The organism is Arenibaculum pallidiluteum (genome assembly GCF_017355985.1).
GTDB lineage: Bacteria > Pseudomonadota > Alphaproteobacteria > Azospirillales > Azospirillaceae > Arenibaculum > Arenibaculum pallidiluteum.
The window spans coordinates 393,931-404,964 of record NZ_JAFIQU010000004.1 but is presented as its reverse complement, the minus strand read 5'-3'; the positions used below and the strand labels follow the sequence as shown (position 1 = coordinate 404,964).

The following is an 11,034-nucleotide window of genomic DNA, read 5'->3' as shown; positions in this document are numbered from 1 at the left end:
GCCGTGAAAACCCCGCACGCCAATGGTACTGCGTCTCAAGACGTGGGAGAGTAGGTCACCGCCGGGCCTGCCGGCGGCGCTTGTCCCCCTCTCAGCTTCCCTCATCACGATCCAGCGAAGGCCCCGCACGGAGCGATCCGTGCGGGGCCTTGCGCTTTATGGTCGGGCCGGTTGAGCGGAAGAGCCTTGAGGGCGCGGTGAGACGGCAGTCGGTGGCGCCGTCCGTGGTGTCCATCTCGAAGCGGGCATCGATCTGCTGGGCCAGGGCGGTCACGAGGCTGCGGGCAGGGTCCCGTGCCGCAGGGAAGGTGCGGCGGCAGCGCACCGAGAGCACGACGGAGTTCCGGCCCTTCCTGCTCAGGGTCACCTCGATCCGCGCCAAGCCGTCGGAATCCGGCTGGAAGGCGTCGTCGATCAACTCGTCGGCGATCAGGGCGAGGGGAATGGCGGCGTCCAGGGTGCAGGCGAGCTGGTCCGCCGTCACCGACCAGCTCTGCGGACGGGCGTTGCGCTGCCGGGCGATACGTTCGGTCACCTGATGCAGATAGGGCCCGAGATCGACCACGCTCAGGCTCAACGCCTCGGCCTCGGCGATGCGCTGGTGAATGTTCCCGAAAGCCGAAATCCGTTCGGCGAGCCGGTCGAAGTGATCGCGCTCCGCGCCGCTCGGCAACCGGCTGGATTCGAGGCGCAGCAGGCTCCAGACCACCTGGAGGTTGTTGCGGACCCGGTGATGGATCTCGCGCAGCATCGCCTCGCGCTCGGCGAGCCGGTCGGCCATCGCGGCCTCGGCCTGCTTGCGTTCCGTGACGTCGACCGTGGTGCCGATGAACCGGCGTGGCCGCCGGTCGGGACCTTCGCCGTCGAACAGGGCCCGGCCGCGGGCCCGGACCCAGGCAATGGATCCGTCGGGATGAAGGAGGCGGTATTCGATGTCGTAGACGCAATCCTGCGCGGGATCGCGTGCGGCGGCGGCGGCGGCATAGACCCTGTCCCGGTCCTCGGGATGCAGGCGCGCGAGGAAGACCGACTCGTTGACCTCGCCTTCGGGGTCGACGCCGAAGATCTCCCGCTGACGACGATTCCAGTGCAGGCGGCCGGTCCGCTCGTCGTGGTCCCAGGTGCCCATGCGCGCCGCCGCGACGGCGAGGCGCAGGCGCTCCTCGCTTTCGGCAAGTGCCGTACGGCCCGCCTGGCTGGCTTCGGCGATCCGGTCCAGGGCCCCAAGGGCGGCATCGAGGCGGGCCCGGTCAGCGACGTCAGTTGCCGGGCGGTCGAGTGCGGACCTCAACAGCGCAATGGCCTCGTCGATGTCCATCATGGGGGACGACCGCCTCGCTCGCCTTGCGTGCCTTCCGACGATAGCGCGGTATTCCCGCAGATGTCAGCGGCGCAGGCGTGGTCATCGACGGCGGAATTGGGTTGAACACGAATGGCTCCGCGCGCACAAGGGCGTGGGCGAAGGAAAGATCATGGCCGAAGATAGCGACGACACGCTCACCCCTCAGGAAGCCCCGCAGCCGCCGGACCGGCGCGACATCCTCCGCGCCATTGCGGCCATCCTCCGCAACGACGGCGTCGAGGTGGACGCGGATGCCGAGCCCGCCCGCTGGTCGATCTCGGTGGCGCAGGACTTCCGCGTGCCCGGCGCCGAGGGCAGGAAGCTCCGCGCGCGCTACCGTGTCACGGTGGGGCCCCTGGCGGAGATCGAACGCGAGGTGATGGCCCAGGTCACCTCGGCCGAGGGCTTCGGACGGGCGGAGGCCAAGGCCGCCGCGAAGCGCGTCAAGGCCGCGCTCCTGGAGTCCGGCATGGCGGAGCAGGCCCGCATGCGCTTCGATTCCTGGCTGACGACGCTGGAGGAGCGCGCGGCGGAGCTCGGCGATGCCTGGCGCCCCAAGACCTTCGCCGAGGATTTGCACCGGGTGCTCGGCTTTGGCGGACGGGTGCCGCGCCTCGAGAGGCTGCTGGACGCTCTCGAGGAGGCTTTCACCACAGCCGCAGCCCGCGCCGGCGTGCGGGTGCGGCGCTCCCGGTTGGAGGCCGCGTCGGGGCTCGGAGTCTATCTCGACAGCTTCGTCGCCGCCCGGGCGATGCTCCGCAAGCTGCGGCTCTTCGTCGGTCCCACGAATTCCGGCAAGACGCATGCGGCCATGGACCGGTTGGCAGCCGCGGAGACCGGTGCCTATCTCGCGCCGCTGCGCCTTCTCGCCCTCGAGGGCCAGGAGGCGATCGAGACGCGCGGCAAGCCATGCTCGCTGATCACTGGTGAGGAACGCGACGTGCGCCCCGGCGCCGCCTTCGTGTCCTCGACCATCGAGATGGCCAATACCCACCGGGTGATCGGCGCCTGCGTGGTGGACGAGATTCAGATGATCGGCGACGCCGACCGCGGCTGGGCCTGGACACAGGCCGTCGCGGGCATGCCGGCCCGCGAGATCGTTATGACGGGATCGGCTGATGCGATCCCCTATGTCCGCCGCCTGGCCGAGGCGCTCGGTGAGGAGCTCGAGATCGTCGAGTTCACACGCAAGTCGCCGCTGCGCGTGCAGGAGGATCCCGTCGCGCTGAAGGACGTGCGCCGCGGCGATGCCGTCGTCGCTTTCTCGCGGCGCGACGTCCACGAGCTTCGCCGCGCTCTCCTGGAGCGCGGGCACACGGTCTCGGTCATTTACGGCGCTTTGTCGCCCGAGGTGCGCCGGGCCGAGGCGCGCCGGTTCCGCGAGGGTCATGCCGACGTGCTGGTCGCGACGGACGCCATTGGCATGGGCCTGAACCTGCCCATCGCCCGAGTCGTCCTGTCGACCACGACGAAGTACGACGGCCGCGAGGAGCGCGAGCTGAACGGCTCCGAGATCCGCCAGATCGGCGGCCGCGCCGGCCGGTTCGGTATGCACGAGGAGGGTCGCGTCGCGGTGCTGCTGGGCGAGAACATCAACCCCGTGCGCCGCGCGCTCACCTCGCAGCCCCAGCCGCCCGCCGACCCGCGCCCGTGGATCTCGCCCAATGTCGGGCATATCGAGGCGATCGCGAGCGAGCTCGGCACCGACCGGCTCGCGCGCGTGCTGCGCACCGCCGGAACCGAGCTGCTGCGTGCCCACCAGACCTTCCGCATGACCGACCTGGAGGGCCGGATCCAGGCGGCCGAGGCGGTGGATGTGGCGAAGCTGAGCTTGGCCGAGCGCGACATGCTGTCCCGCTGCCCCGTCGACGTGCGCGACGCGAACCAGCTCCGCCTGCTGCGCCAGTGGGCGATCAATCAGGGAAAGAACCGTCCCAACCCCGCCCCGGATTTCCCGGGACGCTTCACGATGGACAACGGCACGGACGTCGACCTCGAAGCCGCCGAGAAGGCGGTCAAGGATCTGACGGCCTATGCTTGGCTGGCCTACCGCTTCCCGGATGCCTATCCCGAGATGGACCTTTGCCTGGAGCGCCGTCAGGACATCAACGCCTTCATCGAGCGTACGCTCGCGGCCCGGGCCCTGCCACGCGCCTGCCCGTCCTGCGGCAAGCGGCTGAAGCCGTCGCACCGCTTCCGGCTCTGCGAGGCGTGCTTCGCAGAGGGCCAGGCCCGCGGCCCGCGCCGGGGGCGGCCCCGTACGGCGGATGGCGAGCGGCCGGCGCCAGACCGGCCTGCGGAGTGGCAGTCCGACCGCCCGCCGGAACGGCCGGGCCGGCGGCCTGAGCGCCGGCACAGCGAGGCTCCGCTCCCTAAAAGGGCTGCCCGACCCGGCGGTCGTGGACCGCGGCCGCCGCGCTGAGATCGTCGAGGAACCCCGCCGTGGCGCTGATTCCCGTGACCGACCGGATTGCTCTGGACGAGGCCGAGCTCGACTTCAGCTTCGTCCGTGCCAGCGGGCCCGGCGGGCAGAACGTCAACAAGGTCTCGACGGCCGTGCAGCTCCGCTTCGATCTCCGGAACTCGCCCTCCATTCCGGCATCCGTGCGCATGCGCATGGTGCGGATCGCCGGCCGCAAGCTGACCGATGATGGCGTGCTGGTGATCGATGCGCGACGCCACCGCTCGCAGGAGCGCAACCGCGAGGAGGCCGTCGAGCGTCTTCTGGAGATGATCCGGGAGGCGGCGGTGCCGCCGACCCCGCGCCGCCCCACGCGTCCGACCCTGGCGTCCAAGAAGCGGCGGCTGGAGGCCAAGGGACGGCGCAGCGGCGTGAAGCGCATGCGCGGCTCGGTCGGAGGCGACGAGTCCTGAACGGACGTGGTAGGGTCCCGCGCATCCCGGGCCCCGGCCTGCCTCTGCCCCATACCCCGTCCCGCCGCGATGAAATTCCTGCACGCCGCCGACATCCACCTGGACAGTCCGCTGGTCGGGCTCGAAGCCTATGAGGGCGCCCCGGTCGAGCGTCTGCGCGGGGCGACCCGCCGCGCGCTCGAGGCGATGATCGACTTGGCGCTGGCCGAAGCCGTGGATTTCGTGGTGATTGCCGGCGACCTCTATGACGGCGACTGGCGCGACTTCAATACGGGCCTCTTCTTCGTCAGGCAGGTGGTGCGGCTGCACGAGCGGGGCATCCCCCTGTTCCTGCTGCACGGGAACCACGATGCCGAGAGCCAGATCACCCGGCGCCTGCCTCTTCCCGACACCGTCAAAGTGTTCCCGTCGCGCCGCGCCGAGACGTTCCGCCTGCCCGCGCTGCGCACGGCGCTCCATGGCCAGAGCTTCGCGCGCCGCGAGGTCTCGGAGAACCTGGCGGCCACCTATCCGCGCCCGGTCGAGGGCTGGTTCAATCTCGGCGTCCTGCACACCGCGCTGGACGGCAGGGAGGGCCATGCGCCCTATGCGCCATGCGCGCTCGCGGGGCTCCTGGGGCATGGCTATGACTACTGGGCCCTCGGTCACGTCCACCGCCGCGAGGTGCTGAGCAGCTATCCCCATGTGGTGTTCCCCGGCAACCTGCAGGGACGTCACATCCGGGAGACCGGCGCGAAGGGCTGCACGCTCGTGACGGTCGAGGACGGGCGTATCGCTGCGCTGGAGCACCGCAGCGTCGATGTGCTGCGCTGGGAACTCGTCGAAATCGACCTGGGCGGGCTGCGCGAGCTTGGCGAGGTGCAGGCGCGGGCGCGGGCGGCGCTGGGCCGGACCGTGGCTGCGGCCGAGGGGCGCGTGGTGACGGCGCGCCTGCGCCTTGTCGGCGCGACCGCGGCCCATGGCGCGCTGCTGGTGGCCAAGGACCGCGTGACCGCGGAGCTGCGGGCGCTCTCCTACGAGTTCGGGGCCGATGCCCTGTGGATCGAGAAGGTCCGTTTCGAGACGCGGGCGGAGCGGGATGCCGCCACGCTGGCCGCCCGGCCCGATGCCATCGGGAGCCTGGTGCGGACGCTGGCGGACGCGCCCGCCGATCCCGACCTGCAGGCGGCACTGGGAGCCGAGCTCGAGGAGCTCCTGGCCCGCCTGCCTTCCGAGGCGCTGGAGGGCGAGGGCGAGGCGCTGGCGCTGCTTCGCGAACCGGGACATCTGGCGGAACTGCTCGACGAGGCGCGTGAGCTGGTCCTGGCCAGGCTCGTCGAGGTCGAGGTCGCGCCGTGAGGCTGCGCGAGCTGGCGCTGGGGCGCTTTGGCCATTTCGCCGAGGCGCGGCTGGATCTGTCCGGCCCGGCCGGTCTGCATATCCTCTGCGGGCGCAACGAGGCCGGAAAGACCACGATCCTGCGCGCGATCTCCGACCTGCTGTTCGGGATCGAGGCGCGTTCCCCCTATGCCTTCCGCTACGACTATTCCGAGCTGAGCCTGGGCGCGGAGATCGAGGCGGCAGACGGGCGGCGCCTGCGCTTCAGGAGACGCAAGGGTCGACAGAACACGCTGCTGGACGCAGACGGGGCGACCCTGCCGGACGCGACCCTGAACCCTTATCTGGGAGGCGGCGCGGACCGCGAACTGTTCCACGGCCTCTTCGGCCTGGATCATGCACGGCTTCGCCAGGGCGGCGACGACATCCTGGCCGCGCGCGGCGCGCTGGGCGAGATGCTGTTCGAGGCCGGCGCCGGCTTGACCGGGCTACGCGGCATCGTCCAGGGCATCGAGCAGCGCGCCAACGAGCTGTTCTCGGCGCGGCGCGTCGGCACCAAGCCCTTCTATCTCGCGCTCGATCGGTTCAAGGAGGCGCGCCGCCGCCAGCATGAGGCCCAGATCGGCACCGACGCGTGGCGGCGTCTCGAGGCCGAGCTCGACGGAACGCGTCAGCGGCTCGCGGCGGTCCGGACCGAGCTGCGGGAGATCGAGGCCGAGCGGTCCCGCACCGAACGTCGGCGCCGCACCCTGCCTCCTGCCACCGCCCTTGCGGCCGTGGAGGCCGAGCTGGCGGCGACCGAGGGTGCATCCGTCCTGAGCGAGGAGGATGCCCGCGCCCATGCCGGCGCGCTCGAGGCCGCGCGCCGCTCGGCGGAAGGGCGCGAGCGCTGCGCCCTCGCGGCGGAGCGTCTTCGAGCAGACCTCGGCGCCTTGTCCGTGCGCGACGACGTGCTGGCCGTCGCGGACCGTATCCGTGCGCTCGCCGAGCAGCGTGGGGCGATTCGCGAGCAGCGCGCCGATCTGCCCCGGCGCGAGGCCGAGCTGCGTCAGCTCCGCGAGCAGATCGCCGATCTGCTCCGCCGGATCGGTTCGGACCTGCCGGCCGAGCGTGCCCGCGAAGCCGTGCCGCCGCAGCCGCTGCTGACCGAGCTGCGCGCGCTGATCGTCGAGAACGGGCGCCTTGCCGAACGCGAGGCTGCGGCGGATGAACAGCGTCAGCGTGCCGAGGGCGAGGCGCGGCGTCTGGCCGCGCTGCTCGACCGCCTGGGACCGGAGCAGGACGCTGCGGCGCTGATCGCGGCGCTGGAGGAGGCGCGCGCCCGCGGCGGGATCGAGGAGCGCCTCGCCGAGACGGAGGCGGAGCTGGACCGCCTGCTTGCGCGCCGCGATCGCGGTTTGGCCGCGCTGGGCCTGTGGCGAGGGGACCTCGAGGCTCTGGCCCGGGCCCCGGTTCCCGACGAGCCCACGGTGCAGCGCCATGAAGCGCTGCTGGCCGAGGCCGAGACGGCGGCGGCGCGCCAGATGGAGCAGGTTCGGACGCTGGCCGAGGAGCGCGACCAGGTGGCGCTGGAGATCGCCGCGGTCGAGCGCGGCGGCGAGGTGCCCGATGCCGAGGCGGTCCGCCGCGCGCGGGCGCACCGCGACGTGGGTTGGACGCTGCTGCGCGGCATGTTGGGCGGCCGGAAGCCGGATCCATGGGATGTCGAGGCATTTTCCGCGGATCAGGATCCGGCGGATGCCTACGAGGCCGCTGTCCATGCGGCGGACCAGGTCGCCGACCGCAAGGAGGCAGAGGCCTCGCGGGTTGCCCGGCACGGCGAGCTGAAGGCGCGCCGCGACCTTCTGGAGCGGCGCCTGGCAGGCTCGGAGGCGGTCGCGGCGCAGCGGGCGGCGGAACTGTCCGCCCGGCGCGAGGCGTGGGAGGAGCTCTGGCGCGGGATCGGCATCATGCCGCTTCCGCCGCGCGAGATGCTGGTCTGGCTCGCGCGGCGCGCGGCGCTCCTGCGCGACCACGAAGCCTGCGAGGACGCGGCTTCCCGGCTGACGCGGCTGCGCGCCGACCACGACGCGCTGGCTGCGGCCGTCGGCGCGGCGCTCGCCGGGCTGGGCCAGGACGTGCCGGCCGACAACCCGCTGGGACTGCTCCTGCGTTGGGCGGCTGGCTGCGCGGAACGTCTGCGCGCCGTCGCCGCCGAGCGACGGACTCTGAGCGACCGGATCGCCGAGCAGCGGGCGGAGCGGGAGGCCGCGCGCCGGCTGGTGGAGCAGGCGACCGCCCTGCGCGGCATTTGGAGCGAACGCTGGCGCGGCGTCATGGCGTCGCTCGGGCGCGCGCCGAATGCGCTTCCCGAAGCCGTGGAGGCGTCGCTGGGCGCGTTCGAGGAGCTGGACCGGCGCCTCGTTCAGACGGGCGAACTCGCGCATAGGGTCGCGCGCATGGCCGAGAACGTCGCCGCATTCGAGACCGCCCTGGACGGCCTCCTGGAATCGCTCGCGCTGCCGGCGCGGGGCGGCGATCCGACCGACGTCGCCGACGGCCTTGCCCGTGCCTTGGACGAGGCGCTGCGGGTCGCCGCGCTGCGCGAAGAGCTGGGACGACGCCTGCACAGCGCCGAGGCCGAGGTCGCGCAGCACGAAGCCGAGGCGCGGGAGGCCGCCGCGGTGCTGGAGCGCCTGCGCCGCGCGGCGGCGGTGCCGGACGATGCCGCGCTGGCCATCATCGTCGCCGCGTCGGTGCGTCGACGCGAGCTGCAGGACCGGCGGAGGACCCTGGCGGGCGATCTGCTCGCGCTGGGCGACGGGCTGCCGCTGGAGCAGCTCAGGGCCGAGGCGGCCGAGGCTGATCCCGACCGGCTGGCGGCCGCGCTGCCCGAGCTGGCCGCACGCCAGGAGGTCCTGCAGCATGAGGGCACCGAGCTGGGCGGACGCCTGGCCGATCTCGAACGCGATCGAGCGGAGCTCGAACGCGGCCGGGGGGCGGAGCGCCATGCCCAGGAGGCCCAGGAGGCGCTCGCCGCGTTGCGCTCCGTGGCCGAGGACTACCTGCGCCTGCGCGCGGCGGGAACGCTGCTGCGCCGCGCCGTCGACCGCTACCGCGAGGACCAGCAGGGTCCGCTGCTGCGCCGCGCCGGGGCCCTCTTCGCGACGCTCACCTGCGATGCCTTCTCCGGGCTCGAGGTCGCCTATGACGAGCGCGACCAGCCCGTTCTCATGGGTCGGCGCACCGCCGGGGGAACGGTGGGCGTCGAGGGGATGTCGGAGGGCACCCGGGACCAGCTCTTCCTTGCGCTGCGGCTGGCCGCGGTGGAGCGCTATGCCACCGAGGCGGAGCCGCTGCCCTTCGTTGCCGACGACCTGCTCGTGAACTTCGACGACGTCAGGGCCGGAGCGGCCTTCGCCGTGCTCGGCGCGCTGTCGGAACGGGTTCAGGTGATCTTTCTGACGCACCATCCGCATCTCTGCGGCGTGGCGGCCGAGCACCTCGGCCAGTCGCGCCTGGCCGTGCATGCGCTGGACGATCTCTGAACGGAACTCTGGGCGGAGCCTCTGGGCGGAACCCAGGTCCCGGGCGCAGGTTGTTCAACGGGCGTCACCCCGACCCGGGGCGACGGGTGCAAGGGAGCAGCGAATGCGGGAAGAGGACCGAGAGCGGCTGGAGGAGCGGATCCGGGAACGCGCATACCGGATCTGGGATCGCGAGGGCCGGCCGGAGGGCCGCGAGCGCGATCATTGGGAACTGGCCCGCGAGGAGATCGCGATCGAGGACAACATCAAGGACACGCTGGAACCGAACCCGGCGGGCGACGCCTATGACACCGCCACGCGGACCGAGCCGGTCGAGCCGCTGCTCGCCGTGGAATCGCAGGGCGAGCATTTCGGCCCTGCAGGGCAGGACGACATCCAGCCAGTGCCGAGCCGTCGGACACGGACCCGGCGCAATCGGGAGGGCGGGGCCGGGTGAAGGATCACCCGCGCCCGCCAGAACCCGGCACCGCGACGCCGAAGCGGTACGTTCAGGCCGCGCGGTTGTCGACGACCGCCACAAGTCCTGCGATGGACCCGTAATGCTTCCTGTCCGTGCGCAGCGCCTCCAGGAGTTCGCGAAGGCTCTCCTGGGCAAAGGCGCATGACTGCTTGTCCAGCTCCGCGCGCGTCAGTTCGATGAAGTTGTCGAGGAGACGCGCGTGCACGCGGGAAGCGGCGCGAAGCGTGGCGGGAAGCTGCGGCAGGCTCATGGAAGACGTCCTTTGCGGCGCGTTGTCGTGCAGCGATTAAGGCGTTTCCCTGGTTAACGGAGGGTAAAACTTTACCTTTGTGCCACCGAGGGCGAAGGGTTTACCACTTTCGCGCTTTATTTCTTCTGCGCAGCCAGATTACTGGGGAAGTGTCACAGACCGGGCCGATCGACTGGTCGGAGTCTGTCAATGTGCGGGCGTTGCGCGGACGCATGGTCGCCCGCGCCCGCCTGGACGGTCTGTGACAATGCTGGGACGACCTCAGGTTGTGCCAAGTGCGCGCCCGAACATGGCCGGGTCGACATTGCCGCCGGAGCACACGACCGCCACGGCACCCTCCGGCCGCACCCTGCCTGTCAGCACGGCGGCGAGGGCCACGGCTCCGCCGGGCTCGGCGATCAGCTTGAAGTACTCGAAGCAGGCGGCCATCGCCTCCAGCGCCTCGGCGTCCGAGACCGGGACGGCGCCCGCCAGCCGCTGGCGGTTGATGGCGAAGGTCAGCTCGCCGGGCATGGGCGAAAGCAGCGAGTCGCAGATCGAGCGTGCCCCGGGGGCATTGCCGAGCCGCTCTCCCGCCGCAAGTGAGCGGCGGGTGTCGTCGAAGGCCTCGGGCTCGGCGGCCCAGAGCGCCACGTTCGGTGCGCGCTGAGCCAGGGCGGTCGCGATGCCGGCGGTCATGCCGCCGCCGCCGCAGGGTACGACCACCGCATCGAGCGTGGCGCCGATCGCCGCCGTCTGGTCGAGGAGCTCGATGCCGATTGTACCCTGTCCGGCCATCACGAACCGGTCGTCGTAGGGCCGCACCAGAGTCGCCCCGGTCTGCGCGACGATCCGGTCGGCGACCAGGTCGCGGTTCTCGGTATGGCGGTCGTAGAGGACGACCTCGGCGCCCCATGACCGGGTGTTGCGGATCTTGATGGCGGGGGCGTCCCCGGGCATCACGATCGTCGCCGGGATCCCGAAGGCCCGGGCGGCCGCCGCGACCCCCTGGGCGTGGTTGCCTGAGGAGAAGGCCACTACGCCGCGCCGGCGGTCAGCCTCGGGGATCCGGCAGATCCGGTTGTAGGCGCCTCGGAACTTGAAGCTGCCCGTCCGCTGCAGCATTTCGGGCTTCAGGAGGAGGCGGAAGCCGAGCCGGTCGTTGAGGAGCGGCGATTCCAGCAGCGGCGTGAGGATCGCCTTGCCGGCGAGCGCTTCGGCCGCGGCGGCGATATCCTCGAAGCAGGGCAGCAGGTCGGGCGCGATGGTCATCTGGGCGAGGCTC

General features: G+C 71.9%; 8 protein-coding genes. 5 read left to right on the top strand and 3 right to left on the bottom strand.

What is annotated here, in order from left to right; translation table 11 throughout:
• Positions 1 to 91: 91 nt before the first annotated feature.
• Positions 92 to 1,321 carry a sensor histidine kinase gene (locus tag JUB13_RS11920; RefSeq protein ID WP_207479012.1) on the bottom strand — a complete coding sequence of 410 codons (1,230 nt, stop codon included), beginning with the start codon at positions 1,319 to 1,321 and terminating at the stop codon, positions 92 to 94.
• A 151-nt stretch (positions 1,322 to 1,472) separates the two neighbouring features.
• On the opposite strand from JUB13_RS11920, the gene JUB13_RS11915 reads away from it, so the two are divergent.
• The 5 genes from JUB13_RS11915 (at position 1,473) to JUB13_RS11895 (ending at position 9,496) form a co-directional block, all read left to right on the top strand.
• On the top strand, positions 1,473 to 3,764 hold the full coding sequence (locus JUB13_RS11915) for a helicase-related protein (protein WP_207479011.1): 2,292 nt from the start codon (positions 1,473 to 1,475) through the stop codon (positions 3,762 to 3,764).
• Positions 3,765 to 3,790: 26 nt separating this feature from the next.
• Entirely contained in the window at positions 3,791 to 4,216 is a 426-nt protein-coding gene (arfB, locus tag JUB13_RS11910; RefSeq protein WP_207479056.1) for an alternative ribosome rescue aminoacyl-tRNA hydrolase ArfB, read from the top strand.
• A gap of 69 nt (positions 4,217 to 4,285) precedes the next feature.
• Positions 4,286 to 5,554 (top strand): metallophosphoesterase family protein, encoded by a 1,269-nt coding sequence (locus JUB13_RS11905; protein ID WP_207479010.1) that lies wholly within the window; start codon positions 4,286 to 4,288, stop codon positions 5,552 to 5,554.
• Positions 5,551 to 9,060 carry an ATP-binding protein gene (locus JUB13_RS31815; RefSeq protein ID WP_207479009.1) on the top strand — a complete coding sequence of 1,170 codons (3,510 nt, stop codon included), beginning with the start codon at positions 5,551 to 5,553 and terminating at the stop codon, positions 9,058 to 9,060. Before JUB13_RS11905 ends, JUB13_RS31815 begins: the two co-directional genes overlap by 4 nt.
• Positions 9,061 to 9,163: 103 nt before the next feature.
• The gene (locus JUB13_RS11895) at positions 9,164 to 9,496 is read left to right on the top strand and encodes a DUF2934 domain-containing protein (protein ID WP_207479008.1); all 333 of its coding nucleotides are present in this window, start codon (positions 9,164 to 9,166) and stop codon (positions 9,494 to 9,496) included.
• Positions 9,497 to 9,548: 52 nt separating this feature from the next.
• Here JUB13_RS11895 and JUB13_RS11890 read toward each other — a convergent pair whose 3' ends face one another.
• On the bottom strand, positions 9,549 to 9,770 hold the full coding sequence (locus JUB13_RS11890) for a hypothetical protein (RefSeq protein ID WP_207479007.1): 222 nt from the start codon (positions 9,768 to 9,770) through the stop codon (positions 9,549 to 9,551).
• 261 nt (positions 9,771 to 10,031) lie between these two features.
• Complete coding sequence (locus tag JUB13_RS11885; protein ID WP_207479006.1) at positions 10,032 to 11,021, bottom strand: threonine/serine dehydratase; 990 nt, start codon at positions 11,019 to 11,021, stop codon at positions 10,032 to 10,034.
• Positions 11,022 to 11,034: the final 13 nt, after the last annotated feature.